The sequence below is a fragment of the Halomonas sp. SS10-MC5 genome, from assembly GCF_015992245.1.
GTDB lineage: Bacteria > Pseudomonadota > Gammaproteobacteria > Pseudomonadales > Halomonadaceae > Halomonas > Halomonas sulfidoxydans.
The window spans coordinates 424,226-449,805 of the sequence record NZ_CP065435.1 but is presented as its reverse complement, the minus strand read 5'-3'; the positions used below and the strand labels follow the sequence as shown (position 1 = coordinate 449,805).

Here is a 25,580-nt window from a genome sequence, read left to right as displayed (position 1 = left end):
TTTACCCATGAAGGTCGTTGAACCTTAGGGCCCTCCATTGTCAGTGTCAACGCCGAGCCCTGCTTTATGCGCTGGATTTGCATAGACTTTCGTCTAAGCGCCAGCGCAAGAGAGCGTTTACCTTGGTTGCGCTGAAGGCCTGATGAGATCAAGCCATTTGCAAGGCGATCTGTTTCAGGCCATTATTGGTAAGACCAATTAAGTGAGCATCGGCTCTCCTCAGGAAGATTCGCATGACCTATCAAAACGTGCGCCAGCCGCGGCTGGCCGACGTCATCACCGAGCGCCTCGAGGCGATGATCCTTGAGGGCAGCCTCAAGCCCGGCCAGCGCCTGCCACCGGAGCGTGAGCTGGCCGAGCGTTTCGGTGTCTCGCGCCCTTCGCTACGCGAGGCCATTCAGAAGCTGGCGACCCGCGGCCTGCTGACCAGCCGCCAGGGCGGCGGCACCTTCGTCACCCGCGAACTCAACAGCGGCTATAGCGACCCGCTGCTCGACATGCTGGCCAGGCACCAGGAGTTCCACCTGGACCTGCTCGAATTCCGCGACGCCATGGAGGGCATCTCGGCCTATTATGCCGCCCTGCGCTCCACGCCGGCCGATCGCGCCATGCTGATCAAGCGCTTCGAGGAACTGGAGGCGTGCTTCGCCGGCCGCGACCCCGAACTGGAAGCCAAGGCGGATGCCGCCTTCCACCTGGCGATTGCCGAGGCCGCACACAACGTTCTTCTACTACATACCATCCGCGGCATCTTCCATCTGCTGGAGAAGAGCATCGTCGACAACCTCGCCCACCTGTTCGAGAAACCGCAGTCGCGGCCGATGCTGATGAAGCAGCACCGCGCCCTGCTGGATGCCATCCTCGAGGGCCGCGCCGAGGATGCGCGGGCGCGCTCCCACGAGCACCTGGTATTCGTCGAGGAGGAGCTGCTGGAAATGGAGCGCGCCGAGACCCGCGCTCAGCGCGCGCTGCGGCGCGCCCAGGCGCTGCCGGAAATCCAGCTGTAGGGAACCGCCGCGTGAAAGGCCCACACCGTCCACCCCGCCTGCCGCTCCCCCTGCGTCGGCTGCTGTTGTTATTGCTGCCGCTGGGCCTGGTCGTGGTCATGTGGCAAACCGCCCAGATGGCGCGCGAGCAAGCCCTGCAGACCTTGGTGCGAGAGGCCGAGAACGAGCTGCGGCTCTCCGCTGCCGGCCTGGAAGGGCACCTGACTCGTCATGACTACCTGCCGCAACTGCTGGCCTCGCGCGAAATGGTGCGACGCTTCCTGCTCAACCGAGGACAGCAGGACCCGATGCCGCTCAACCTGTTGCTCGACCAGTTCCGCGCCACGGCGGATGTATCGGACGTCTACCTGCTGGATGCATACGCCAATACCGTAGCAGCCAGCAACTGGCATCGGCCGGATACCTTCATTGGCCAGAACTACGCCTTCCGTAGCTACTACCAGGACGCCATCGAGGGCAGGCGCGGTCGCTTCTACGGCCTGGGCGTGCAGTCACTCGAGCGCGGCTACTACTTCTCGGCCCCAGTATGGCTGGATGACACCGCTCCCGACGCTCGCCCCAGCGGCGTGATGGTGATCAAGGTGCTGCTCGACGCCGTCGAGGCGAGCTGGGCCGAGCAGGATGCCGAATTGATGGTGACCGACGAGGACGACATCATCTTCATGGCCAGCCACCCCGCGCTGCGCATGGCCGCACTGCATCCACTCTCCGAGGAGGAGCGCCAAGCGCTGCTGGCTACCCGTCGCTACGCCGACGAGCCCTTGGCCCACTCCGGTATCGAAATCTTCGCGGATCGCGACGACGGCAGCCAACTGGTGCGGTTCACCCAAGGCCCCTTGAGCGGGAGCCGCTATCTCGGCCTGGCCCGCCACATGGAGGCGTTCGGCTGGGACATGCACATCCTCAAGCCGCTGGACTCGGTCTACAGCGCCCAGTGGCTGGCCGCCGCGCTGGCCGGGGGGCTCTACGGCGTGGTCACCCTGGCCGGCGGCATCGGCTGGCAGCGACTGCGCCTGCGCCGGGAGCGCGAGCTGTTCGCCGAGCGCGAACGCCAGACCCTGGCTCACGCACGAGACGAGCTGGAGCGCAATGTCGAGCACCGTACCCGCGACCTGCTGGAGACCAACCGCCGGCTTTCCGACGAGATCGAGGAGCGCCGCCGGGCCGAGGAGAATCTTCGCCAGACCCGCGACGAGCTGATTCAGGCCGCCAAGCTGGCCGTACTCGGCCAACTGGCCGCCGGCATCAATCATGAACTCAACCAGCCGCTGGCCGCCATCCGCGCCTACGCCGAGAACGCCCGCGCCTTCCTCGAGCGTCAGCGCCTGGAGGCCGCCGATGCCAACCTGGCCCAGGTCGTCGAGCTGACCGAGCGCATGGCCGAGATCAGCGCTCAGCTGCGCCAGTTCTCGCGCAAGAGCGAAAGCTCGCTGACGGCGGTGTCGGTGCAGGCCTGCTTCGGGTATGCCCTGCGGCTCTACCAGAACCGCCTGCGCCAGGTCGAGGTGATCCGCTGCTGGGAGGACGAGGTCTGGGTGCATGCCGATCTGGTGCGCCTCGAGCAGGTCCTGGTCAACCTGATCGGCAATGCGCTGCAGGCGATGACGGAGTCGCCCGCCCCCAAGCTCTTCCTGAGCGTCGAGGTCGAGCCGGCACAGGTGCGGATCAGCGTCACCGATAGCGGGCCGGGCATTCCCGAAGCGCACCTGTCGCGCATCTTCGAACCCTTCTTCACCACCAAGTCGCCGGGCAGCGGGCTGGGGCTGGGCCTGTCGATCTCGGCACGCATCATCAACGACCTGGGAGGCAGCATCGAGGCCGCCAACCAGCCTGGCGCCGGCGCACGCTTCACCATTACCCTGCCCCGCGAGGAGCGTCCCGACACCTCCCAGACATCGCCAACCCAGGAGCAGCGCTCACATGCATGACCCGGCGGCCATTCCGGTACTGATCATCGACGACGAACCCCACCTGCGCATTACCGCCGGCCAGACCCTGGAGCTGGCCGGCTACCAGCCGGAACCCCACGCCAGCGCCGAGAGCGCCCTGGCAACGCTCACGTCCGATTTTCCCGGCGTGATCGTCAGCGACATCCGCATGCCCGGCATGGATGGCATGGCCCTGCTGCGCGAGGTACGCCTGCGCGACCCCGACCTGCCGGTGATCCTCATCACCGGCCACGGCGACATCTCCACCGCGGTGGAAGCCATGCGTGAGGGAGCCTGGGATTTTCTCGAGAAACCCTTCGCCGGCGAGCGCCTGGTCGAGATGGTGCGCCGCGGTGTCGACAAGCGCCGGCTAAGCCTGGAGAACCGTCAGCTGAAGGCCGAACTGGAAGCGCAGCAGGCCGCGCCGGGGCCGCGCCTGGTGGGACGCACCCCCGCCATCCAGCGTCTCGCTTCCATGGTGCAGCGCATCGCCCAAGTGGAAACCGACGTGTTGCTGTTCGGCGAGACCGGTACCGGCAAGGATCTGGTGGCACGTGCCATCCACGAACGCAGCCCACGCGGCGGCCACCCGTTCGTCGCCATCAACTGCGGCGCGGTGCCGGAAAGCATCATCGAGTCGGAGCTGTTCGGCCACGAGAAAGGGGCCTTCACCGGCGCCGTGGAGCGGCGCATCGGCAAGTTCGAGTATGCCAACGGCGGCACCGTGTTTCTCGACGAGATCGAATCGATGCCGCTGGCACTGCAGGTCAAGCTGCTGCGGGTACTGCAGGAGCGCTGCGTCGAGCGTCTCGGCGCCAATGAGGCCGTACCGCTGGACATTCGCGTGATCGCCGCCACCAAGGTCGATCTCAAGCTGGCCGCCGAGGCCGGCGAGTTTCGTGAAGACCTCTACTACCGGCTCAACGTCGTCACCCTGCCGATCCCGCCGCTGCGCGAGCGGCGTGAGGACATCCCCCTGCTGTTCCAGCATTTCGCCGTGGTCGCCGCCAACCGCAGCGGACAGGAGACCCCTCCGCTGGACGCCGGCGGCATCTCGACCCTCATGGCCCATGATTGGCCCGGTAACGTGCGCGAGCTGCGCAACCTGGCCGAGCGCTACGTGCTGCTGGGCTCGGCCTTCGACCACCGCCTCGACGTGCTGCTCGAAGGCGTCGAGGTGGACAACGCCGAACTCGCCCTGCCGCAGCAGGTAGAGCTGTTCGAGAAGAGCGTGATCAGCCAGTCGCTGGTCAGCCACCGCGGACGTATCACCGAGGTCTGCGAGCATCTCGGCCTGCCGCGCAAGACGCTCTACGACAAGCTGCGCAAGTACGGACTCAAGGCCGAGGACTACCGCCAGAAGGTCGAACCCTGAAGCCACAGCGCCTGCAGGGAGGCGAAGGGCGGCAGCCAGGGCAGCAGGCTCGCCGCGATCAGCAGCATGAGCAGCGAGTTGCCTGGCGCGCGGTAGTCGAACAGCTTGAGAGCGGTGCCGAAGGAGCGCTTGAGCCGCGCACCGGTAAGATCCACGCTGTAGAGTTCATCGAGCAGCAGGTGGATGCAATACCCCAGCAGCAGCGCCACCCCTTGGGCCCAGGCGAGCCAGGCCGGCTGGCCTAGCCACTGATAGCCGACAGCGCTGGTCGCCAGCCCGCACAGCGCGGCGGCGAGCAGCGAATGCCAGATGCCGCGATGCACGGAAAAACGCTTGAAGATCGGACTGAGCACGAGACGCACCCCGATATAGAGCCCGCCGCACACCATCAGCAGCGCCCCTGGCTCGAGCTGGGCATGCAGCAGCAGCACGCCCACCACCACCGACATCACGGCCATGGTATTGAAGATCAGGCGCACGGCGTGGGAGTGATCGGCGTCGATGTCGGGCAGGATGCCGCCGAAGGCGGTCAAGACCCCGAGCGGCAGCGCCTCTCCCGGGGACCAGAGCCCTCCTTGCCAGCCGGCAACGGCCAGCAGGGCACCGCCCCCCACGGCGGCACTGAGATGGGTACGAAAGTCGGCCATGCCGGGCAAACCCCAAGCAACTGGATAAAAAAACAGATTATTACTTGCCCGGCGCAGAAAAACAAAGGCTTGTCGTCGGAAAGGGAGGCGTGGCGTTACTCGGCAGGTGCCTCGCCACACTCGGCCAGATACTGATCCTTCAGCTTCACGTAGTTGCCGGCGGTATAGGGGAAGAAGGCACGCTCCTTGTCCTTCAGCGGGCGCAGCGCCTTGGCCGGGTTGCCGGCATAGACGAAGCCGCTTTCGAGACGCTTGCCCGGCGTCACCACGGCGCCGGCGGCGATGATCACCTCGTCCTCGACCACCGCGCCGTCCATGACGATGGCGCCCATCCCCACCAGGATACGGTTGCCCAGCGTGCAGCCGTGCAGGATGGCCTTGTGCCCGATGGTGACCTCGTCGCCGATGGTCAAGGGGAAGCCTTCGGGATTGAAATCGCTGGCGTGAGTGATGTGCAGCACGCTGCCATCCTGCACGCTGGTGCGCGCCCCGATGCGGATGCGGTGCATGTCACCCCGAATCACCGCCATGGGCCAGACCGAGCAGTCATCACCCAGCACCACGTCGCCCAGTACCACGCTGGCCGGGTCGACGAAGACCCTGGCCCCCAGGGTGGGTCGCGTGCCACGCCAGTGGCGGATGGAATCGCTCTTACTCATGCATGCCTCCCGTTCGGCCCCGTGGCCGGCGCCTCTTGTCTACCACAGCCCTGCCAACAGCACCATCGCCGCCAGCGGAATCGAGATCCAGCGTACCACCCCTTGCCACAGGCGAAAGCCCGCCCCACCGGCACCCAGGGCCGCCTGGGCTGCCTCGCGCGGCATGACCCAGGCGGCGAAGGTGGCGATCAGCAGCCCGCCTACCGGCAGGAATATCTCGGTGGGAATGGTGGTGACCAGGTCGAAGGCGTTCATCCCGAACAACGGGCGCCATTCGGCCAGGGTCGAGAACGACAGCACCGACAGCAGCCCCACCAGCCACACGGCAACGCCGACCAGGGCAGCGGCCTTGCCGCGACCGAACCCCAACCCCTGCAGGGTAGCCACCATGGGTTCGGCCAGGTTGATCGACGAGGTCCAGGTCGCCAGCAGCAGCAGCAGGAAGAACACGCTGAGCCAGAGCGCCCCCCAGGGCAGCTCGGCGAAGGCAATCGGCAGGGTGACGAACATCAGCCCCGGCCCCTCGCCCGGGTCCATGCCCTGGGAAAAGACCACCGAGAAGATGGCGATACCGGCCAGCAGCGCCACGCTGACGTCGAGGACGGCGACCGCCCCGGCCGCATGAGGCAGGCTCTGGCGCTCCGGCATGTAGGCGCCATAGGCCATCAGCGCACAGGCGCCCACCGCCAGGGTGAAGAAGGCGTGCCCCATGGCATGCATCACCACCTGCGGGGTGATGGCCGAAAAATCCGGCCGGAACAGCCAGACCAGCGCCGTGCCGAACCCGTCGGTGGTGGCAGCGTAGCCCGCCAGCAGCAACAGCAACAGGTAGAGCAGCGGCATCAGCAAATTGTTGAGGCGCTCCAGCCCCTTGGCGACGCCCCCCGCGACCACCGTCATGGTCATGAACAGAAACAGCGTATGGTTGAAGGTCATGCGGCGCGGGTCGCCGAGGAAGGCCTCGAAGCCGGCCGCGATATCAGCGGCAGCGCGCCCGTTGAAGTCGCCGTTGACCGCCGTGATGAGGAACTCGATGGACCAGCCCGAGACCACGGAGTAGAACGACAGGATGCAGAACACGGTGAACGCGCCGAACAGCCCCAGCAATCGCCAGTAGGGACTGGCCCCGGCCTGGCCGGCCAGATGCCCCAGCGACTGCATGGGCGCGCGCCGCCCGGCGCGGCCGATGAGGATCTCCGCCATCATCACCGGCAGCCCCAGCAGCAGCACGAAGAGCACGTAGAGCATCAGGAAGGCGGCGCCACCATTCTCGCCGGTGATGTACGGGAAGCGCCAGATATTGCCAAGCCCCACTGCCGCGCCCGTTACCGCCAGGATGAAGGCTCGCCGTGTACTCCAGCGCTCCAGGGTTGCGTTCATGCCGTCACCTCGACTTTCGTGGAGGCGCAAGCCTATCAGGCCGGCCCGCCGCCACCAATCCCCCGGCGGGATTGAAACCCGCCGCCGGCGGCCGCATCTAACTGCTTATCCGTCCATCCGCCCACTGCAACCCGAGGTGCGCATGCCCCACAATCCGCTGCTCGAGCCCCACGAGCTGCCCCCTTTCGCCGAGATCAAGCCGGAGCACGTGGTACCGGCGATCGACAAGCTGCTCGCCGACAATCGCACCGGCACCGAGGCCTTGGTCGAGCGCGCACAGCGGGAGGCACCGACCTGGGCGAGCCTGGCCGCGCCGCTCGAGGCGCTCAACGACCGGCTGTCCCGGGCCTGGTCGCCGGTCTCGCACCTCAACGGCACCATGAACTCCCCGGCCTTGCGCGAGGCCTACCAGGCCTGCCTGGGCAAGCTCTCCGACTACAGCACCTGGCTCGGCCAGCACGAGGGGCTGTTCCGTGCCTGGCAGGCCCTCAAGGAGGGACCGGCCTGGGCCGAGCTGGACGAAGCGCAGCGTCGCAGCGTCGACAACACCCTGCGCGACTTCCGCCTCGCCGGCGTCGACCTGCCGGGAGACAAGAAGACGCGCTATGGCGAGATCAAGGCGCGCCTGTCGGAGCTCTCCAACACCTTTTCCAACCAGCTGCTCGATGCCACCCAGGCGTGGCACAAGGACATCGGCGACGCGGCCAGGCTGGCCGGCCTGCCGGAGAGCGCCCTGGCGACGCTGGCCGCCAACGCCGAGGCCAAGGGGGTCAAGGGGTACCGCATCACCCTGGATTTCCCCAGCTTCTATCCGGTACTGACCTTCGCCGAGGACCGCGAGCTGCGCCGCGAGGTCTACACCGCCTTCGTCACCCGCGCCTCGGATCAGGGCCCCAGTGCCGGCGAGTACGACAATGCGCCGATCATCGAGGAGACGCTGGCCCTGCGCCACGAGCTGGCCGAACTGCTCGGCTTTGCCAGCTACGCCGATCTGTCGCTGGCCACCAAGATGGCCGAATCGCCGCGCCAGGTGCTGGACTTCCTCGAGGACCTGGCCCGCCGCGCAGTACCCCAGGCCCGGGAGGAGTTCGCCGAACTCGAGACCTATGCGCGCGAGACTCTCGGCCTCGCCGAACTGGCGCCGTGGGACGTGGGCTACGTCAGCGAAAAGCTGCGCGAGGCGCGCCACGCCATCTCCCAGGAGCAGCTGCGGCCCTACTTCCCCGCCCCGCGGGTGGTCGACGGCCTGTTCCGGGTGGTCGAGCGGCTCTACGGCGTCGCCTTCGAGGAGGACACCGACGCACCGCGCTACCACCCCGAGGTGCGCTACTTCCGCATCCTCGAGGACGGCGAAGCGATCGCCGGCTTCTACCTCGACCTCTACGCCCGCGAGGGCAAGCGCGGCGGTGCCTGGATGGACGAGTGCCGGGTGCGCCGCCGCCGCGAGGACGGCGGCCTGCAGCTGCCGGTAGCCTACCTGACCTGCAACTTCACCCGTCCGGTAGGCGACAGGCCGGCGCTGTTGACCCACGACGAAGTCACCACCCTGTTCCATGAGTTCGGCCATGGCCTGCACCACATGCTGACCCGGCAGACCGTGGCCGAAGTGTCCGGCATCAACGGCGTGGCCTGGGACGCGGTGGAGCTGCCCAGCCAGTTCATGGAGAACTACTGCTGGGAGCGCGAAGGCCTCGACCTGATCGCCGGCCACGTCGACAGCGGCGCTGCGCTGCCCGCCGAGCTGCTGGAGCGCCTGCAGGCGGCCAAGAACTTCCAGTCGGCCATGGGCCTGGTGCGCCAGCTCGAGTTCTCGCTGTTCGACCTGCGCCTGCATCATGAGCTCAGCGCCCCCACGGCGGCCGAGGTACAGGCCCTGCTCGATGAGGTGCGCGACGCCGTAGCGGTCGTCCCGAGGGCCGACTTCAACCGTTTCCAGAACGGCTTCAGCCACATCTTTGCCGGCGGCTACGCGGCGGGCTACTACAGCTACAAGTGGGCCGAGGTCCTCTCCGCCGATGCCTGGAGCGCCTTCGAAGAGGCCGGCATCTTCGACCCCGAAACCGGCCGGCGCTTCCGCCACGAGATCCTCGAGCAGGGCGGCGCCCGCGATGCCGCGGAGCTGTTCCGCGCCTTCCGCGGCCGCGAGCCCAGCGTCGAGCCACTGCTGCGTCATAGCGGCATTCGCGCCGCCTGACAGCAATCGCCGGGCGCGGTATGGTAGGCACCAGACCACCGCGCCCGGTGGCACACCCACGGAGTTTTCATGGCCGTTCAGAAACGCTTCATCGCCGGCGCCGTGTGCCCCCGCTGCGGAGAGATGGACCGAATCCGCGCCTGGGAACAGCACGGCGTGCGCTATCGTGATTGCGTCAGCTGCGACTTCTTCGAGCAGGCAGCCATCGAGGACGACACGGCTGCCGAGCTGGAGACCCGCGTCAATCGCGAGCGCGAGGAGCAGCAGCGCAATGCCATCCAGACCGTAAGGATCCTCGACCCCGGGAGCCGCTGAGCTTGACGGGCGAGGCGACCCCCGGCGACGCAGCTCGCCAGGGCAGGCGGCAGCGTCTGGAGCTGTTCGGCCTGGCGGCAGCGGCCGCCCTGCTGCTGTCACGCCCCGACCTCGCCACCCTGGTCGCCGGCCTGGGCCTGTTCCTGTGGGGTATGACCTGGCTGGAAGATGCCGTCAAGCGACTCTCCGGCGGCACCCTCGACCGCTGGCTGCATGCCGCCACGTGCCACCCTGCGCGCGCCATCGGCGTCGGTGCGCTGGCCACCGCCCTGGTCCAGTCCAGCTCGCTGGTCACGCTGCTGGCAATGTCCTTCGTCAGCGCCGGCCTGATCGCCCTGCCAGGCGCCATCGCGCTGCTGTTCGGCGCCAACCTGGGCACCACCACCGGCGCCTGGCTGATCGCCACGTTCGGCCTGCGCTTCGACCTGGCCCATTACGCCATGCCGCTGCTCGCCCTCGGCCTGCTCGGCCGCTATCGGTTGAGCGGCGCCTCGGCCGGTATCGCCGGGCTGCTGCTGGGCATCGGCCTGCTGTTCCTCGGCATCGACTTCATGAAGCTCGGCTTCGAGGACTGGCAGGATGGCCTGCGCCTGGATGGGCTGGTCGGCAGCCGGCTGTGGCACTGGCCGCTGTTCGTACTCGCCGGCATCGTCGCCACCGTCGTGATGCAGTCGAGCCATGCCACGCTGCTGCTCACCCTGACCGCACTGGCCTCGGGCCAGCTGCCCTACCTGCCGGCACTGGCCATCGCCATCGGCGCCAATATCGGCACCACCGTCACCGCCGTGCTGGGCGCCATGTCGGCGGGCGCCGCCGCGCGGCGCCTGGCCGGCGCCCATGTGATCTTCAACCTGGCGACCGCCATGGTCGCGCTGGTACTGCTGGTGCCACTGGCCTGGCTGGTGGATGCCATCGCCGAGCTGGCGGGGCTGGCCGAGTCAGCCTGGCCGCTCAAGCTGGCGCTGTTTCATACTCTCTTCAACCTGCTGGGAATCGCGCTGATGCTGCCCTGGCTTTCGCGCCTGGCCAATCTGCTCGAGCGCCGCTTCCCCGAGCCGCACCGGCTGCCGCCGACCCAGGCGCGCTATCTCGACAGTGCCGCCCTGAACCACGCCGATACCGCCATCAGCGCCATGCAGCAGGAGTGCCGTCGTCTCGATCGCCGGGCCTACCACCTGCTTTGCACGGCCATCCTGCTGCCCAGTGCCGAAGTCATCGGCCACCCGCCACAGCGGAGCGCGGTGGAAGCCCGCATCGATCCCGATATCTGGGCCCCCGTCAATGCTCGCTACCACGAGCGCATCAAGCCACTGCTGGCCGAGATCCTCGCCTTCCAGGCACGCATCGACGTCCCGCTCACCGCCGCCCAGCAGGCCCAATTGGAGGCTTTGCAGGCACGCTCGCTGCGCATGGTGGAAGCAGTGCGATTCGGTGAAGTGCTGCAACGCAGCCTGCTGCGTCACGCGGCACCGGCGAGTCCGCTGCGCGAAGCGCATGACGCCCTGCGCCTCGCCGTGGCCGACGGCCTCAACCGGCTAGCCGAGGGCGAAGAGGGGCTGGCGATCACCCTCCCCATCGAGGAGGTCCGTCACCACTGGCAGCACGAGCTGGCCAAGCGGCTGCGCGAACACCGCCTCGACCCTTGGCTCGCCTCGTCGCTGATGAACGACCTGCACCAGGCCAGCCGCCTGGCGGCGGCGCTGGCCGAGCCCACCCCGCCCTGAGCCACCGGCAAACCGCTCGGAAGTGAGCGGTTTTCCACACACTGCCCCCGCGCGTCTGTGCGAGACTCCAGCCCCGGCCTGCGAGCCCGACTTCGACCTTGGTCGTAACCAACAACGGCAACGCATTGTTGCGTCTAGGTAAACAGTCAATTGGCACGGCCCCTGCTATGTCATCATGCCATAAGCGAGCCCGGCGCCCGGCGCCTTGGCTCGTTCTGCACCATACTGTTCAACAGCGTGCCGTGAGGCCGCTGATGCATAACCACAAATGTAACGGAGATAGCCATGCGCAACGTCACACCCAAAGTGCTCACCGGCACGCTGGCCAGCGCCCTTGTGCTCGCCGCCGCTTCGGCCTCTGCCCAGGATCGCTCCGACTGGCCGAGCAACTTCACCGTGGGCACTGCCAGCCAGGGCGGCACCTATTTCGTCTACGGCTCGGGCTGGGCCAACCTGATCGCTGACGAACTCGACATCTCCGGCGGCGGCGAAGTGACCGGCGGCCCGACCCAGAACCTGGCGCTGGTGCATGGCGGCGACGTGGCCTTCGGCCTGACCACCATGGGCCCGGCGTCGGACGCCGTGAAAGGCGAGAGCCCGCTGGCTCCGGGCGTGCCGATGGACAACGTCTGTGCGCTGTTCCCGATGTACGAGACGCCGTTCTCCATCACCGCCCTGTCGAGCAGCGGCATCGAGTCGATCTCCGACATCCCCGACGGCGCCAAGATCGGTTTCGGTCCTGCAGCCTCCACGTCGGACACCTACTTCCCGGCGATGCTGGAGGAGCTGGGGGTAAACTTCGAGCGCCGCAACGGCGGCTGGAACGACCTGGGCGGCCAGCTGCAGGATGGCCTGCTTGACGTCATCGCCTTCGCTGCCGGCATTCCGATCCCGGCGGTCAGCCAGTTGGAAGTGCAGACCGACGTGAACATCATCGAGTTCACCGAGGAAGAGCAGCAGCAGGTGATCGAGGCCTTCCCGGTTTCCGAGTTCATGATTCCCGCCAGCACCTACGAGACGCTGCAGGAGGATGCGCGTGCCGTCTCCATGTGGAACTTCGCCATCGCGCGTTGCGACCTGCCGGAAGATTTCGTCTACGAGGTCACCAAGGTGACCATGGAGAACAACGACAAGATGCGCAACGTGCATCGCAGCGCCGAGCACAGCGTGCCCGAGAACCTGGAGCACAACAAGGTGCTGCCGTTCCATCCGGGTGCCGTGCGCTGGTATGAGGAAAACGGCTACGAGATCGACGAGTCGCTGAAGAAGTAAGCAGCCTCGCTCGGCCTATGCCCCGCACCGCCCGGTGCGGGGCATGTCATGATACAGCAGCAGCACTACACCCGAGGGTGACATCCCCATGAGCAACACGTCCGATTCCCGTCCCGGGGCTTCCGAGGAGGCGGTCGTCAAGACCCCCGACTCCATCGCCGAAGGGGTCGACGAGGATATCGTCGAATCCAACCGTCGGCTCTACGTCGGCTGGCACTGGCTGGTCATCGCCGCCCTGGCCATCTTCTATTCCGGCTTCCATCTGTTCTCGCTGAACGTCTATCCGATGGAAACCTGGTCGTTCCGCATCGTGCATATCGCGGGTGCGCTCGTCCTCGGCTACGCCCTCTATGCCGGGACCCGCTTCGCCAACGAGGAAGGAACCGACCGGTCCCCGACCTGGCTGGCCTGGGCCAGCTACGCCCTGCTGCTTCCCGGCCTCTACGCCCTGGTCCAGGTCTTCCTGATGTATCAGGAAATCCGTGGCGGCGCCATGCGCATCGACCCCGCGGTCGAGACCTGGCACTTCGGCTACCCGCTGCTGGCCGCGACCGTCGGCGGCATTCTGCTTGCCTGGAGCTATCGCCAGGTACGCGAGAAACTCTCGCCTGCCGATCTGGTGCTGATGGTCTGTGCCGTGGCCAGCGCCGGCTACCTGCTGGTGATGTTCAATACCCCGCTGCGCGCCTCCACCGGCACCGCCTTCGCCCCCGTCGGCATCACCTGGGCGGCCATGGCGGGCTCGCTGTTGATTCTCGAGCTGACGCGCCGCGTCGCCGGTCTGGCCCTGGTCATCATCTCGGCCATCTTCCTCGCCTACGTCTGGGCAGGCCCCTATCTGCCGGGCTTCCTCGGCTATCCCGGCCTGTCGCTTAACCGCTTCTTCAGCCAGGTCTATACCGACACCGGCATCCTCGGCCCGACCACCGCGGTCTCCTCGACCTACATCATCCTGTTCATCATCTTCGCCGCCTTCCTGCAGGCCTCGAAGGTCGGCGACTACTTCGTCAACTTCGCCTTCGCCGCCGCCGGCCGCGCCCGCGGCGGCCCGGCCAAGGTGGCCATCTTCGCCTCGGGTCTGATGGGCATGATCAACGGCACCAGTGCCGGCAACGTGGTTTCCACCGGCTCACTGACCATTCCGCTGATGAAGAAGGTCGGTTACCCGGGCCGCAGCGCCGGCGCCATCGAGGCTGCCGCCTCGACCGGCGGGCAGATCATGCCGCCGATCATGGGCGCCGGTGCCTTCATCATGGCCGAGGTGACCGGCATCCCGTATACCGAGATCGCCGTGGCGGCGCTGATCCCGGCCATCCTCTACTTCGCTTCGATCTACTTCATGGTGGACTTCGAGGCCGCCCGCAAGGGCATGCGCGGTATGCGCAAGGACGAGATTCCGCAGTTCCGTCGCCTGGTCAAGCAGGTCTACCTGTTCGCCCCGATCATCATCCTGATCGCCGCCCTGTTCATGGGCTACTCGGTGATCCGCGCCGGCACCCTGGCCACCGCCTCGGCGGCCGTGGTGAGCTGGATCTCGCCCAACAAGATGGGCCCGGCGGCGATTCTCCGGGCGCTGCAGCTGGCAGGGACCATGTCGATCCAGATCATCGCCGTGTGCGCCTGCGCCGGCCTGATCGTCGGGGTGATCTCGCTGACCGGCGTCGGCGCGCGCTTCTCTTCGCTGCTGCTCGGCCTGGCCGGTGTCAGCCAGCTGCTCGCGCTGTTCTTCGCCATGTGCATCAGCATCCTGCTGGGGATGGGCATGCCCACCACGGCGGCGTATGCCGTGGCAGCGTCGGTGGTGGCCCCGGGCCTGATCAACATCGGCATTCAGCCCCTGGTGGCGCACTTCTTCGTGTTCTACTTTGCGGTGGTCTCGGCGATCACGCCCCCGGTGGCGCTGGCGTCGTACGCCGCGGCAGGCATCTCCGGCGACAATGCCATGTCCACTTCCGTGGCGTCGTTCAAGATCGGCCTCGCCGCCTTCATCGTGCCGTTCATGTTCTTCTATAGCCCGGCCATGCTGATGGAAGGCTCGTGGCTGCAGATCCTGCGCGTCGGCGTCACCGCGACGCTGGGCATCGTACTACTCTCCGCGACCGTCCAGGCCTGGTTCTTCGGCCCGGTGAAGGCCTGGATACGCCTGGTGATGTTCATCGGCGCGCTATTCCTCATCTATGGCGGCATCTATACCGATATCGTCGGTCTCGCCATCGGTGCGTCGCTGTTCCTGTTCCAGCGCAGCACGCATGGAGGCGGCGCCAAGCCCGTCACCTCGAGTTGATGGGCTCGACACTGGCATGACGAGAAGGGCCCCGCCACTTGGCGGGGCCCTTCTCGCTTCAAGGTCTCGCGGCCGCTGCCGCCGAAGGCTCAGGATTCGACCACACCGCAGGCCATGCGGCTGCCACCCCCGCCCAGCGGCTCGGGCTCGTCCGAGTAGTTGTCGCCCCCTTCATGGATCATCAGGCTGCGATCCTGGAGGTCCTCGGCGCTGAGCCGCGGCGCCAGCAGTGGCAGGGTTGCGTTACCGTCCTCGTCGACGATCAGCACCGGCAGATCGCCCAGGTGACCTTCAGCATAGGGCCCTTCGTGGCTGCCGGCATCCTCGGGGTCGTAGTGGCTGCCGGCCTTGCCGGCGGCCTGCATCTCGCCCGAGTCGTTCTCCCCCGGCTCGCAGCTGGCGTTCTCGTGAACGTGGAAACCGTAGACACCGGGAGGCAGCTCGCTCAGGTCGGGGGTGAGCAACAGGCCGTGGTCGGTGTCTTCGAAGCTGATGGTCCCGATGGCATCCTCGACCCCATCGGCCGTCACCAGATTCATCTCGACCTCCTGCCCCTGCTGGGCCTGAGCGGCTCCCGCGGCGAGCAGCAGGGCTGCAGTGACTCCTGTCAATTTGGCATGGCGCATCGAGCGTCTCCTGTTCCGGGTTCCATGGACGTGCAGGAACAGGCTAGTCCCAGATTCAGCGCGCTGCCAGAGTGCCATTCAGGTTGTCGAGGATCTTCAGGCAAGGTTCGGCCTGGTTGAGGGTATAGAAGTGCAGGCCGGGGGCACCGCCCTCGAGGAGGCGCTGACACAGGCCCGAGACGACCTCCGTGCCGAACCTGGCAATGGCTTCGCTATCGTCGCCGTAGGCCTCGAGCTGCTTGCGGATCCAGCGCGGGATCTCGGCACCGCAGGCGTCGGAGAAACGCGCCAGCTTGGTGTAGTTGGTGATCGGCATGATGCCGGGCACGATGGGCGCCTCGACGCCCAGGGCACGGGCACGCTCGACGAAGTGGAAGTAGGCGTCGGCGGAGAAGAAATACTGGGTAATGGCCAGGTTGGCCCCGGCCTTGACCTTGCGCGCGAAGTTCTCGAGGTCGCGCTCGAAGCTCGGCGCCTGGGGATGGGACTCCGGATACGCGGCTACCGCGATCTCGAAATGGTCGCCGGTCTCGTCGCGAATGAACTCCACCAGCTCGTTGGCGTAGCGCAGTTCGCCGATACCGCCCATGCCGGATGGCAGGTCGCCACGCAGTGCCACGAGGCTGTCGATCCCTTCCTCGCGATACTGGGCGAGCAGGTCACGCAGTTGAGCCTTTTCGCTGCCGATACAGGAGAGGTGCGGTGCCGTGGTGACGCCCGCTTCGCGCACGGCCCGCACGGTATTCAGCGTGCGGCTCTGGGTCGAACCGCCGGCGCCGTAGGTCACGGAGAAGAAACGCGGGTTCCGCTCAGCCAAGGCATCACGCACCCCCATCAGTTTCTCGCGCCCCGCATCGGTGTTAGGGGGGAAGAATTCGAAACTGATGCCCAGCGGGTACGGCGTGCTCATGAATGACTCTCTCTGTAACAGGCGCCGTTCGGCGTCGCCCGCGGGGCGGCGTGAACGTGCGCTCGGCTTGCGAATCCCTGCATTCTGCCGTCCCGGCTGGCGCCTGACCAATGAAAAGTTTCACGCTGCTGCATGAGCCTGGGTCATGTTAGAAGCCCGGGCAGATCGCGCCACGAGGCCAACGCCCAGACACATGACCACTTCACACGGCTGCACGAAGGCAACTTTGCTAACAAAAAGTCGCCGCCGTCGCATTGACCCTGCTTCGAGTGGCGGCGACGCTGAAATGGAAGGGTTTCGGGCCCGGGCAGGGAGAGCACCGGGCGGGATCGAACGGATGAGGAGAGACGCCAATGACGCAGGATCTCATCACCGGCACCACCGTCTTCGATGACGCGGGCAAGCAAGTCGGCAAGGTGGCCGACGTGAGCGATGCCGAGAAAGTGGGCATCATCACCGAGACCGGCAGCCGCTTCTGGGTGCCGAAGCAGTTGATCGCCTACCGCGACCGGCGCTGGATGCTGGAGCCGGGCTATGCCGAGATATCGCCCAGCGAGGCCGAAGCGCAGCAGGAGGAGCGCGAACTCGACGAGGCCAACGCGGAGACCTTCCCTGCCAGCGATCCGCCTGCCTTCACCCTGGGCGACGAGGGCAAGGGAAGCTGACCCATCAGCTCGACGAGGAGAGTGACATGGAACGATCACGCCAGGACCGCACGCACCGCCAAAGCACTCAGATTCCCGAAGAGCAGCGCGAGAGCCTGCGCGAGGGGGCACGGCGCCTGACCGAGCGCGACGCTCCCGACGAGTCAGCAGGACACAAGGGGGGCGAGACTCGCCCGCCCAGGACGACGTCTACCGTCCCGACGCCAACGTCGACGACCAGAAGCATAGCGCCAAGAGGCCCGGTATCGACACCCGACGCGAAACCACCCCCGTAGGCGGCGCCCAGGTGGCACGCGACAAGACCGCCCACAAGGAGAACATCGACGACCAGGCCGAGCGGGCCAGGTCGAGCCGTCGCAACGGCTGACGCCGAGCGGCGCCGGGGTGATCACGCCATGCTGACAGCCGCCCTGCCGGCAGGCATCATATCGGCTTTCGGCGATGGAATGACGAGCGATGATCGACCCCGGCGCCCTGTTGGGCCCCCTCTGGACGCTGCTGGCCTTCGTCGGCCTGGGTTGGCTCGCCGCCCGGCGGCTGGCGATAGACCCGCGCCCCATCGCCACGCTGCTGATCTACCTCATCGCCCCGCTGACCTTCTTCCGCGGCCTGCTGCTGGGTGGCCCCACGCCCCATTACCTGCTGCTGACCCTGGCGCTGTTCCTGCTCGCAAGCCTGGTGGCAGCCGTCGTCAACCCCTTGGCGCAGCGCTTCCTGTCGCCCCAGGAGAGCGCCGTACTGGCCTTCTCCTCCGGTACCGGCAATACCGGCTACTTCGGCCTGCCGATCGCCATGATCCTGCTGCCTGCCGAAGGGGTGACGCTGTATCTCTTCTGCATCCTCGGCGTGACGCTCTACGAGTTCACGGTGGGCTTCTACCTCAGCGCGCGCGGCCGCTTCTCGGTGCGCGAGAGCCTGGCCAAGATCGTGCGGCTGCCGCTGATCTACGCCTTTCTCGCCGCACTGCTGGTCAGCGGGCTCGGCATCTCGCCACCTGACGCGCTGATGGAGAGCCTGGCGGTGTTCCCGGCCACCTACACGCTGCTCGGCATGATGATCATCGGCATGACCCTGGGCCGGGTCGCGATCCGCGAGATCGACCTGCGCTTCATGGCCGGCTGCGTGGCTATCCGCTACTTGCTGTGGCCGTGGATGATGCTGGCCGTGGTGTGGCTGCTGCAAGCGCTGTTGCCCCTTGCCGATGAGCTGGCCCTGGCGCTGCTGCTGCTGGGCGTGGTACCGATGGCCGCCAACGTGGTGGTCGTCGCCATGGAGCTCGGCATCCAGCCGGCGAAGGGCGCCCTGGCGGTACTGGTCACCACTCTGGCCGCCCCGCTGTTGATTCCGCTCTACCTGGGGCTGCTCATGCCGCTGGCCGGGCTGTGAGCGGGCGACCTTGCAGGACGTGACGGCGGGACTAGCCTGAAAGGAGGTCGCACAGGAGGAGCCGAACATGCGCTGCCGGGCAAAATGGCTGCTGGCCATCGTCATGCTGCTGTTTCTTGCCCCCGTCCAGGCCCACCATGGCTGGACCGGAGGGGAAACCATCGAGATCGAAGGCACGATCACCCAGGTACGGCTGGGCAACCCGCACGGCGAAGTGCAGCTGGACGTGGACGGCGAGACCTGGACGGTGGAGGTCGGCCAGCCCTGGCGCAACGAACGCGCCGGCCTGGCAGAGGGCGACCTGGCCGAGGGGGTGGAGCTGCGCGTCTCCGGCGAGCACTCCGGCGAACGGCGGATGAAGGCCGAGCAGCTGTGGATCGGCGGCGAGCATTTCGTGCTCTATCCCGGCAGAATCTGACCCCTTGTCGTGGCAGCACTACTGGCCTGGCTTGCCGACACGGCCCTCGCTGAATGGATGCGACTGTCGCGCTGGGGCTATGCGGCGATCAACGCCCTGCACGTGCTCGGCATCGCTCTGCTGATCGGCGCCATTGTCGCGCTCGACCTGCGCCTGCTGGGCTGGCGCCAACACTTGGCGCTGCGGGAGCTGGGCCGCTTGCTGCAGCCGGTGGCGCTCGTCGGGCTGGTGCTGGCCATGACCACGGGGAGCATGCTGTTCCTCGCCGATCCCGCCGGCTACGCCGGCATGCCGCTGTTTCGCCTGAAACTGGTGCTGGTTGCACTGGGCCTCGCCAATGCCCTGCTGCTCAACCTGGGGCCGGGGCTGGCGCAGGCCACGCCCCGGCGTCTGCTGGTGGCCGGCACGCTGTCGCTGCTGCTATGGCCGGCGGTGTTGCTGGCGGGTCGCTTCCTCGCCTTCGTCGAGGAGTGACCCCGCCAGAGGGTCCTTACTGGGTCGCCATGGCGCTGCACTCCTCGGCGCAGCGATGGCAGGCCTTGGCGCATTCCTGACAATGCTCGGCCTCGTGCTTGGCACACTCATCGCCACAGGCTTGGCAGATGTCGGCGCATAGGCGACACAGCTGCTTGGCATATTCGCTACCCTGGGCCATGAAGGAGGCCGCCAGCCGGCAGATCTGCGCGCACTGCATATCGAGGCGGACACACTCCGCCATCATCTTGACGTCGTCCTCCTGCAGGCACGAAGTGGCGCAGCGGTCGCAGTAAGCGGCACAGACATGGCAGGCTTCGATACACGACTTGTAGTGACCAAAATCCATCTCGTTCACTCCTATGGTCGTTCGCTGGGACTCGAAGGCGCGCTGTCACAGCGGCGCCTCGAGTACCCAAAAGCTAGCCAAGGCGACCCGCCACCACAAGCGGCCCTACATAACGTCACACGCCAGTCGCAAGAACGCCGCCCGCAGGCGGCGTTGTCATTACTCTGCAGCACGTCTCAGTAGCGGTAGGCATCCGGCTTGTAGGGGCCTTCGACCGGCACCCCGGTGTACTCCGCCTGCTGCTCGGTCATGTGCGTCAGTACCCCGCCGAAGCCCTCGACCATGTAGCGGGCCACCTCCTCGTCGAGATGGCGCGGCAGCACGGTCACCGCCAGGCCGCCCTGCTTGTCGGCCGGCGGCAGGTCGGCGAAGCGCTGCTGGTAGAGATGGATCTGCGCCAGTACCTGGTTGGCGAAGGAGCCGTCCATGACCCGCGACGGGTGTCCGGTGGCGTTGCCCAGATTGACCAGGCGCCCTTCGGAGAGCAGCAGCAGGTAGTCGCTGCTGGCGGGGTCGTAGTGGCCCGGCTTGCTGTCGCGGTAGACCTTGTGCACCTGCGGCTTGACCTCCTCCCAGTGCCAGTGGCGGCGCATGTAGGCGGTGTCGATCTCGTTGTCGAAGTGGCCGATGTTGCACACTACCGCGCCGGGCTTGAGCGCCTCGAGCATGGCGGCGTCGCAGGCCTGGATGTTGCCGGTGCAGGTGACCACCAGATCGATGCGCGCGAGCAGCGCCCGGTCGACGCTCTCCTTGCCGCGGTTGACGCCGTCGAGGTAGGGCGAGACCACCTCGTAGCCATCCATGCACGCCTGCATGGCGCAGATCGGGTCGATCTCGGCGATCTTGACGATCATGCCTTCCTGGCGCAGCGACGCCGCCGAGCCCTTGCCCACGTCGCCGTAGCCCACCACCAGCGCCTGCTTGCCCGCCAACAGGTGATCGAGGCCGCGCTTGATGGCGTCGTTGAGCGAGTGGCGACAGCCGTACTTGTTGTCGTTCTTGGACTTGGTCACGGCATCGTTGACGTTGATCGCCGGTACCTTGAGCGTGCGGTCGCGCAGCATCTCCTGCAGGCGATGCACCCCGGTGGTGGTCTCCTCGGAGATGCCGTGAATGGCATCGAGCAGTTCGGGGCGCTTGTCGTGCAGCAGCGCGGTGAGGTCGCCGCCGTCGTCGAGCACCATGTTGGGCGTCCAGCCATCGGGGCCTTCCACGGTCTGCTCGATGCACCACCAGAACTCCTCCTCGGTTTCGCCCTTCCAGGCAAACACGGGGATGCCCGCGGCGGCAATGGCGGCGGCGGCGTGATCCTGGGTCGAGAAGATGTTGCACGACGACCAGCGCACCGAGGCGCCCAGGTCGATCAGGGTCTCGATCAGCACCGCCGTCTGGATGGTCATGTGAATGCAGCCGGCGATACGCGCACCGGCCAGCGGCTGCTCGTCGCGATACTTGGCGCGGATCTTCATCAGCGCCGGCATCTCGGTCTCGGCGATACGAATCTCGCGACGCCCCCAGTCGGCCAGGGAAATATCGGCGACCTTGTGGTCCTGCGTGGCGGCTTTGGCACTAGCCATGGCTGTCATCGTCACTCTCCATTCCGGGGAATGGGCGCCGTTGCGTCTGCGATGTCCCTGCCCGAGCCTCGCGCAACGAGTCATGGCCCCTTGCACTGCAGCGCCCCTCGGACAGCAGCAACAGGAATCGACCCACGCGGAGCCGACCCTGAGAGTTCACTACAGCAGGCGCGTTTTTTCAATTGCCCGGTCAAACGGGCCAGGGGGCTCCGACAAGAAAGGGAGGCGGCCATGGCCGCCTCCCTTCACTCACTGCGCTCCTGCCGCGAGGTTACGAATTGGTTTCCTCGTCGGCCATCTCGTCGCCGGTCTCCTCGAGCTCGTCGGTCGCTTCCTCGGTCTCCTGGGCGGCTTCGTCCAGCGCCTGCTCGGTTTCCTCGGCAGCTTCGTCACCGGCCTGCTCGCTCTCTGCGGCAATTTCGTCACCGGCTTCCTCGAGCGCCTCACCGGCCTCCTGGGTCTCCTCGGCAAGCTCCCCGCCGGCTTCCTCGCTCTCCTCGGCGGCGGCCTCGCCGGCCTGCTCCAGCTCGTCGCCGGCCTCATCCAGCTCTTCACCGACATCGCTGGAGGCTTCCTGCTCGGTGACCGGCTCTTCGGTCATCTCGGTATCGGCGGCCTCGTCGTCATCCCCACAGCCGGCCAGCAGGGCACCTGAAAGGATGAGTGATGCGACCAAGGCAATCTTACGCTTTTCCATGCTACTTCCTCCTGTAATTCTGCGATTGACAGCCACTGTGCCCTTTCAGAGTAGCTGGGTTGTGGCTGGCACAACAAGCGTCCTCACCACACCAGTCGCCGCTCCCCCTTGAACGAGACGGCGCGACAGCCTCGACCACGCGTCGTGTGGTTTACAGGCCCGCCGCCTGGCGTAGCGCCGCGGCGCGGTCGGTGCGCTCCCAGGGGAAGGCGGTGAAGGTCTCGGTGTGCTCCTGGCCGCTGGTGTCCTTCCAGCGATAGCTGGCCTCGAAGGGCTCGCGGCCGAAGTGGCCATAGGCCGAAGTGAGCTGGTACATCGGGTGGAGCAGGTCGAGCATGCGGGTGATGGCAAAGGGACGCAGGTCGAAATGCTCGCGGACCAGTTCGATGATGCGCGCCTCGTCCACCTTGCCAGTGCCGAAGGTATTGATCGACACCGAGGTCGGCTCGGCCACGCCGATGGCGTAGGAGACCTGGATCTCGCAGCGGTCGGCGAGCCCCGCGGCGACGATGTTCTTGGCCACGTAGCGGCCGGCATAGGCGGCGCTGCGGTCGACCTTTGAAGGGTCCTTGCCGGAGAAGGCGCCGCCGCCGTGGCGCGCCATGCCGCCGTAGGTGTCGACGATGATCTTGCGCCCTGTGAGGCCGCAGTCGCCCACCGGGCCGCCGATGACGAACTTGCCGGTGGGGTTGATGTGGAACTTGGTCGACCCGGACAGCCACTCGGCGGGGATCACCTCTTCGATGATCTCTCGCTTGACCATCCGCCGCAGCTCCTCCTGGTCGATCTCCGGCGCGTGCTGGGTCGACAGCACCACCGCCTCGACGCCACAGGGCTGGCCCGTCTCATCGTAGCGGAAGGTGATCTGGCTCTTGGCATCGGGGCGCAGCCACGGCAGCAGGCCGTGCTTGCGCAGCTCGGCCTGGCGCTCCACCAGGCGATGAGCGTAGTGGATCGGCGCCGGCATGAACGAATCGGTCTCGTTGGTGGCGTAGCCGAACATCAGCCCCTGGTCGCCCGCGCCCTGGTCTTCCGGCTTGCTGCGATCCACCCCCTGGGCGATATCCACGCTCTGCTTGCCGATCAGGTTGAGCACACCGCAGGTCTCGCCGTCGAACCCCACCTCCGAGGAGGTGTAGCCGATGTCGATGATTACCTTGCGTACCAGCTCTTCCAGGTCGACCCAGGCCGAGGTGGTGATCTCGCCGGCGACGATCGCCACGCCGGTCTTGACCAGGGTCTCGCAGGCCACCCGGGCGTGCTTGTCGCGGGCGATGATGGCGTCCAGCACCGCATCGGAGATCTGGTCGGCGATCTTGTCCGGATGCCCCTCGGACACGGATTCGGAAGTGAACAGGGAGTATTCGCTCATGCGTATCGGCCCTTCTGTGTATCGGCAAAGCGAGACGGCACCGTCGAAGCGCAATGACGGCCCACGTGCCGCATGTTGCCCGGCTTCCTGTCCGGCAGGCATGCGGCGCTGCAAGGAAACGAGTTTACATGGTGCCCTTCGGGGAGGCACCCGTCATTTGCTGCCCGGCGGCAAGTCGGCGACAATAGGCGGCCGAATTCGACTGCGCCGTACCTTCCTGCGGCGCCCAGCCAGAACGCTACCGGCAGGCCCGGCAGGCCGCCGTTGACTTGCCCCATTCTGCCGCAGGCGAGGAGCTTACCCAAATGCCATCCCGTTTCGAACTGGCCAATGCCATTCGCGCCCTGTCCATGGATGCCGTTCAAAAGGCCAAGTCCGGCCATCCCGGCGCCCCGATGGGCATGGCCGACATCGCCGAAGTGCTGTGGAACGACTACCTCAAGCACAACCCCAACGACCCGAAATGGCCCGACCGCGACCGCTTCGTGCTGTCCAACGGCCACGGCTCGATGCTGCTCTACTCGCTGCTGCACCTGACCGGCTACGAGCTTGAGCTCGAGCAGCTGCGCAACTTCCGCCAGCTGCACTCCAAGACCGCCGGCCACCCCGAATTCGGCTACGCACCCGGCGTGGAGACCACCACCGGTCCGCTGGGGCAGGGCCTGGCCAACGCCGTGGGCATGGCCATCGCCGAGAAGACTCTGGCGGCGCAGTTCAACCGCCCCGGACACACCATCGTCGATCACCACACCTACTGCTTCGTCGGCGACGGCTGCATGATGGAAGGCATCTCCCACGAGGTGAGTTCGCTGGCCGGCACCCTGGGACTGGGCAAGCTCACGGTGTTCTACGACGACAACGGCATCTCCATCGACGGCGAGGTCGAGGGCTGGTTCACCGACGACACCGCCAAGCGCTTCGAGGCCTACGGCTGGCACGTGGTACCCAATGTCGACGGCCACGACCCGGAGCAGATCCAGGCCGCCATCGAGCTGGCCCGCAGCCACGAAGAGAAGCCGAGCCTGATCGTCTGCAAGACTATCATCGGCTTCGGCGCACCCAACAAGCAGGGCAAGGAGGAGTGTCACGGCGCGCCGCTGGGCGACGAGGAAGTGGCCGCCGCGCGCAAGCAGCTCGACTGGCCCCACGCGCCGTTCCACGTGCCCGAGCCGATCTACCAGGCCTGGGATGCACGCGAGCGCGGCAAGACCCAGCAGAACGAGTGGCAGGCGCGCTTCGCCCGCTACCGCGACGAGCACCCCGAGCTCGCCCGCGAGTTCAACCGCCGCACCCAATGCCAGCTGCCGGCGGAGATCACCAGCGAGGCGTTCATCGAGAAGATGCAGGAGCAGGGCGAGACCCTCGCCACGCGCAAGGCGTCGCTGCTTTGCCTCAACGAGCTCGGCCCGCAGCTGCCCGAGCTGCTCGGCGGCAGCGCCGACCTGGCGCCCTCCAACCTCACCTTCTGGAGCGGCGCCAAGCCGATCTCACGGGAGAATCCGGGCGGCAACTACCTGCACTACGGCGTGCGCGAGTTCGGCATGGGCGCGATCATGAACGGCATCGTGCTGCACGGCGGCTTCATCCCCTACGGCGCCACCTTCCTGATCTTCATGGAGTACATGCGCAACTCGGTGCGCATGGCGGCGCTGATGGGCAAGCGCGCCATCTACGTCTTCACCCACGACTCCATCGGCCTGGGCGAGGACGGCCCGACCCACCAGCCGATCGAGCAGCTGACCAACCTGCGCAGCACGCCCAACCTGTGCACCTGGCGCCCCTGTGACGCGGTCGAAACCGCCGCCGCCTGGGACGCCGCGATCAAGCGCAACTCCGGCCCCACCGCGCTGGTGCTGTCGCGCCAGAACCTGCCGCACCAGGCGCGCAGCAAGCAGCAGCTGGCCGAGATCCAGCGCGGCGCCTACGTGCTCAAGGAGAGCGAGGGCACCCCCGAGCTGATCCTGATCGCCACCGGCTCCGAGGTGGCGCTGGCCATGGACGCCGCCGCCGAGCTGGAGCACCAGGGCCGCGCGGTGCGCGTGGTCTCGATGCCCTCGGCCTACCGCTTCGACGGCCAGGATGCCGAATATCGCGAGAAGGTGCTGCCGCGCGCGGTGACCAAGCGCATCGCCATCGAGGCCGGCCACGCCGACTACTGGTACAAGTACGTGGGTCTCGACGGTCGCGTGATCGGCATGACCACCTACGGTGAGTCGGCCCCGGCGGGCGACCTGTTCAAGCACTTCGGCTTCACCAAGGAGAACCTGCTCGCGCAGGCCCGGGAGCTGCTGGGCTGAGACGCCCTCACCCACCGGCATAAG

At 66.9% G+C, this 25,580-nt stretch carries 22 protein-coding genes and 1 riboswitch; of the genes, 13 read left to right on the top strand and 9 right to left on the bottom strand.

What is annotated here, in order from left to right; genetic code table 11:
• The first annotated feature begins 233 nt into the window (after positions 1-233).
• Genes I4484_RS02070 through I4484_RS02060 form a run of 3 tightly spaced genes read left to right on the top strand, consistent with a single transcriptional unit; the run spans position 234 to position 4,310 of the window.
• Positions 234-1,007, top strand: coding sequence for a GntR family transcriptional regulator (locus tag I4484_RS02070; RefSeq protein WP_197449397.1), 774 nt, complete (start codon positions 234-236; stop codon positions 1,005-1,007).
• Between the two features lie 11 nt (positions 1,008-1,018).
• The gene (locus tag I4484_RS02065) at positions 1,019-2,935 is read left to right on the top strand and encodes an ATP-binding protein (RefSeq protein WP_234283648.1); all 1,917 of its coding nucleotides are present in this window, start codon (positions 1,019-1,021) and stop codon (positions 2,933-2,935) included.
• The gene (locus I4484_RS02060) at positions 2,928-4,310 is read left to right on the top strand and encodes a sigma-54 dependent transcriptional regulator (protein WP_197449396.1); all 1,383 of its coding nucleotides are present in this window, start codon (positions 2,928-2,930) and stop codon (positions 4,308-4,310) included. Before I4484_RS02065 ends, I4484_RS02060 begins: the two co-directional genes overlap by 8 nt.
• Here the strand turns inward: I4484_RS02060 and I4484_RS02055 are convergent.
• The 3 genes from I4484_RS02055 to I4484_RS02045 all read right to left on the bottom strand — a co-directional run bounded on the left by I4484_RS02055 (position 4,286) and on the right by I4484_RS02045 (position 6,996).
• Positions 4,286-4,957 carry a metal-dependent hydrolase gene (locus I4484_RS02055; RefSeq protein ID WP_197449395.1) on the bottom strand — a complete coding sequence of 224 codons (672 nt, stop codon included), beginning with the start codon at positions 4,955-4,957 and terminating at the stop codon, positions 4,286-4,288. The genes I4484_RS02060 and I4484_RS02055 overlap by 25 nt on opposite strands.
• Before the next feature lie 95 nt (positions 4,958-5,052).
• Entirely contained in the window at positions 5,053-5,616 is a 564-nt protein-coding gene (locus I4484_RS02050) for a gamma carbonic anhydrase family protein (protein WP_197449394.1), read from the bottom strand.
• A gap of 39 nt (positions 5,617-5,655) precedes the next feature.
• Positions 5,656-6,996: a sodium-dependent transporter gene (locus I4484_RS02045; RefSeq protein ID WP_197449393.1), complete on the bottom strand. Its 1,341-nt coding sequence runs from the start codon at positions 6,994-6,996 to the stop codon at positions 5,656-5,658.
• A gap of 142 nt (positions 6,997-7,138) precedes the next feature.
• Between I4484_RS02045 and prlC the strand changes: the two genes are divergently transcribed.
• From prlC to I4484_RS02020, 5 genes are all read left to right on the top strand, one after another.
• Entirely contained in the window at positions 7,139-9,190 is a 2,052-nt protein-coding gene (gene prlC / locus I4484_RS02040) for an oligopeptidase A (RefSeq protein ID WP_197449392.1), read from the top strand.
• Between the two features lie 69 nt (positions 9,191-9,259).
• The gene (locus I4484_RS02035) at positions 9,260-9,505 is read left to right on the top strand and encodes a YheV family putative zinc ribbon protein (protein ID WP_197449391.1); all 246 of its coding nucleotides are present in this window, start codon (positions 9,260-9,262) and stop codon (positions 9,503-9,505) included.
• A 2-nt stretch (positions 9,506-9,507) separates the two neighbouring features.
• The gene (locus tag I4484_RS02030) at positions 9,508-11,229 is read left to right on the top strand and encodes a Na/Pi cotransporter family protein (protein WP_197449390.1); all 1,722 of its coding nucleotides are present in this window, start codon (positions 9,508-9,510) and stop codon (positions 11,227-11,229) included.
• A 285-nt stretch (positions 11,230-11,514) separates the two neighbouring features.
• The gene (locus I4484_RS02025; protein ID WP_197449389.1) at positions 11,515-12,501 is read left to right on the top strand and encodes a TAXI family TRAP transporter solute-binding subunit; all 987 of its coding nucleotides are present in this window, start codon (positions 11,515-11,517) and stop codon (positions 12,499-12,501) included.
• 88 nt (positions 12,502-12,589) lie between these two features.
• A complete protein-coding gene (locus I4484_RS02020) occupies positions 12,590-14,785 on the top strand; it encodes a TRAP transporter permease (protein WP_197449388.1) in 2,196 nt (731 codons plus the stop codon).
• Between the two features lie 89 nt (positions 14,786-14,874).
• Here I4484_RS02020 and sodC read toward each other — a convergent pair whose 3' ends face one another.
• A complete protein-coding gene (gene sodC, locus I4484_RS02015) occupies positions 14,875-15,411 on the bottom strand; it encodes a superoxide dismutase family protein (RefSeq protein ID WP_197449387.1) in 537 nt (178 codons plus the stop codon).
• A 55-nt stretch (positions 15,412-15,466) separates the two neighbouring features.
• Complete coding sequence (gene metF, locus I4484_RS02010) at positions 15,467-16,321, bottom strand: methylenetetrahydrofolate reductase [NAD(P)H] (protein ID WP_197449386.1); 855 nt, start codon at positions 16,319-16,321, stop codon at positions 15,467-15,469.
• Positions 16,322-16,674: 353 nt separating this feature from the next.
• Between metF and I4484_RS02005 the strand changes: the two genes are divergently transcribed.
• The 4 genes from I4484_RS02005 (at position 16,675) to I4484_RS01990 (ending at position 19,264) form a co-directional block, all read left to right on the top strand.
• Positions 16,675-16,986 carry a hypothetical protein gene (locus I4484_RS02005; protein WP_197449385.1) on the top strand — a complete coding sequence of 104 codons (312 nt, stop codon included), beginning with the start codon at positions 16,675-16,677 and terminating at the stop codon, positions 16,984-16,986.
• Between the two features lie 456 nt (positions 16,987-17,442).
• Positions 17,443-18,372, top strand: coding sequence for an AEC family transporter (locus I4484_RS02000; protein ID WP_197449384.1), 930 nt, complete (start codon positions 17,443-17,445; stop codon positions 18,370-18,372).
• A 67-nt stretch (positions 18,373-18,439) separates the two neighbouring features.
• Positions 18,440-18,790 (top strand): DUF6152 family protein, encoded by a 351-nt coding sequence (locus I4484_RS01995; RefSeq protein WP_197449383.1) that lies wholly within the window; start codon positions 18,440-18,442, stop codon positions 18,788-18,790.
• Between the two features lie 9 nt (positions 18,791-18,799).
• Positions 18,800-19,264 (top strand): hypothetical protein, encoded by a 465-nt coding sequence (locus I4484_RS01990; RefSeq protein WP_197449382.1) that lies wholly within the window; start codon positions 18,800-18,802, stop codon positions 19,262-19,264.
• A 16-nt stretch (positions 19,265-19,280) separates the two neighbouring features.
• Here the strand turns inward: I4484_RS01990 and I4484_RS01985 are convergent, their stop codons facing one another.
• The 4 genes from I4484_RS01985 to metK all read right to left on the bottom strand — a co-directional run bounded on the left by I4484_RS01985 (position 19,281) and on the right by metK (position 23,259).
• Entirely contained in the window at positions 19,281-19,613 is a 333-nt protein-coding gene (locus I4484_RS01985; protein ID WP_197449381.1) for a four-helix bundle copper-binding protein, read from the bottom strand.
• 176 nt (positions 19,614-19,789) lie between these two features.
• The gene (gene ahcY / locus I4484_RS01980; protein WP_197449380.1) at positions 19,790-21,199 is read right to left on the bottom strand and encodes an adenosylhomocysteinase; all 1,410 of its coding nucleotides are present in this window, start codon (positions 21,197-21,199) and stop codon (positions 19,790-19,792) included.
• Positions 21,200-21,215: 16 nt separating this feature from the next.
• A riboswitch (S-adenosyl-L-homocysteine riboswitch) is annotated at positions 21,216-21,305 on the bottom strand.
• A gap of 156 nt (positions 21,306-21,461) precedes the next feature.
• The gene (locus I4484_RS01975; protein ID WP_197449379.1) at positions 21,462-21,887 is read right to left on the bottom strand and encodes a hypothetical protein; all 426 of its coding nucleotides are present in this window, start codon (positions 21,885-21,887) and stop codon (positions 21,462-21,464) included.
• 151 nt (positions 21,888-22,038) lie between these two features.
• The gene (gene metK / locus I4484_RS01970) at positions 22,039-23,259 is read right to left on the bottom strand and encodes a methionine adenosyltransferase (protein ID WP_197449378.1); all 1,221 of its coding nucleotides are present in this window, start codon (positions 23,257-23,259) and stop codon (positions 22,039-22,041) included.
• 305 nt (positions 23,260-23,564) lie between these two features.
• Here metK and tkt point away from each other — a divergent pair, with 305 nt between their 5' ends.
• Positions 23,565-25,556, top strand: a complete 1,992-nt coding sequence (gene tkt / locus I4484_RS01965; protein WP_197449377.1) for a transketolase — start codon at positions 23,565-23,567, stop codon at positions 25,554-25,556.
• The last annotated feature ends 24 nt before the right edge of the window (positions 25,557-25,580 follow it).

Coding starts and splice junctions, on each gene's coding strand:
- I4484_RS02070 (WP_197449397.1), top strand. CDS start 234: ATGACCTATCAAAACGTGCGCCAGCCGCGGCTGGCCGACGTCATCACC.
- I4484_RS02060 (WP_197449396.1), top strand. CDS start 2,928: ATGCATGACCCGGCGGCCATTCCGGTACTGATCATCGACGACGAACCC.
- I4484_RS02055 (WP_197449395.1), bottom strand. CDS start 4,957: ATGGCCGACTTTCGTACCCATCTCAGTGCCGCCGTGGGGGGCGGTGCC.
- I4484_RS02050 (WP_197449394.1), bottom strand. CDS start 5,616: ATGAGTAAGAGCGATTCCATCCGCCACTGGCGTGGCACGCGACCCACC.
- I4484_RS02045 (WP_197449393.1), bottom strand. CDS start 6,996: ATGAACGCAACCCTGGAGCGCTGGAGTACACGGCGAGCCTTCATCCTG.
- prlC (WP_197449392.1), top strand. CDS start 7,139: ATGCCCCACAATCCGCTGCTCGAGCCCCACGAGCTGCCCCCTTTCGCC.
- I4484_RS02035 (WP_197449391.1), top strand. CDS start 9,260: ATGGCCGTTCAGAAACGCTTCATCGCCGGCGCCGTGTGCCCCCGCTGC.
- I4484_RS02025 (WP_197449389.1), top strand. CDS start 11,515: ATGCGCAACGTCACACCCAAAGTGCTCACCGGCACGCTGGCCAGCGCC.
- I4484_RS02020 (WP_197449388.1), top strand. CDS start 12,590: ATGAGCAACACGTCCGATTCCCGTCCCGGGGCTTCCGAGGAGGCGGTC.
- sodC (WP_197449387.1), bottom strand. CDS start 15,411: ATGCGCCATGCCAAATTGACAGGAGTCACTGCAGCCCTGCTGCTCGCC.
- metF (WP_197449386.1), bottom strand. CDS start 16,321: ATGAGCACGCCGTACCCGCTGGGCATCAGTTTCGAATTCTTCCCCCCT.
- I4484_RS02005 (WP_197449385.1), top strand. CDS start 16,675: ATGACGCAGGATCTCATCACCGGCACCACCGTCTTCGATGACGCGGGC.
- I4484_RS02000 (WP_197449384.1), top strand. CDS start 17,443: ATGATCGACCCCGGCGCCCTGTTGGGCCCCCTCTGGACGCTGCTGGCC.
- I4484_RS01995 (WP_197449383.1), top strand. CDS start 18,440: ATGCGCTGCCGGGCAAAATGGCTGCTGGCCATCGTCATGCTGCTGTTT.
- I4484_RS01985 (WP_197449381.1), bottom strand. CDS start 19,613: ATGGATTTTGGTCACTACAAGTCGTGTATCGAAGCCTGCCATGTCTGT.
- ahcY (WP_197449380.1), bottom strand. CDS start 21,199: ATGACAGCCATGGCTAGTGCCAAAGCCGCCACGCAGGACCACAAGGTC.
- I4484_RS01975 (WP_197449379.1), bottom strand. CDS start 21,887: ATGGAAAAGCGTAAGATTGCCTTGGTCGCATCACTCATCCTTTCAGGT.
- metK (WP_197449378.1), bottom strand. CDS start 23,259: ATGAGCGAATACTCCCTGTTCACTTCCGAATCCGTGTCCGAGGGGCAT.
- tkt (WP_197449377.1), top strand. CDS start 23,565: ATGCCATCCCGTTTCGAACTGGCCAATGCCATTCGCGCCCTGTCCATG.